Annotated in this window: 1 protein-coding gene; it reads left to right on the top strand. The window is 71.1% G+C overall.

The features are described 5' to 3' along the window. A partial coding sequence (locus OQ02_RS39850) for an ABC transporter substrate-binding protein (protein WP_033443875.1) occupies positions 1 to 301 on the top strand: 301 nt, incomplete at both ends.

A 301-nucleotide genomic window follows, 5' to 3' on the forward strand; every position in this document is an offset into this window, starting at 1 on the left:
CTACCTGGCCGGCGCGGAGGGCTACCAGGGCCCGGCGGGCGGCAAGCACCTCGCCTCCGTGAAGACCCCCGACGAGCGGACCATCGTCTTCGAACTCCGCACGCCCTTCGCCGAGTTCCCCTTCGCCGCCACCCTCCCCACCTTCGCGCCCGTGCCCCCGTCCCAGGACAAGGTCCCGCAGTACGACAACCGGCCCTTCTCCTCGGGGCCGTACAAGGTCGACTCCTACGCCCGCGACAAGCGGCTCGTCCTCGTCCGCAACACCCACTGGGACCCGAAGACGGACACCGTGCGCAAGGCG

Source organism: Saccharothrix sp. NRRL B-16314 (assembly GCF_000716595.1).
Lineage (GTDB): Bacteria > Actinomycetota > Actinomycetes > Mycobacteriales > Pseudonocardiaceae > Actinosynnema.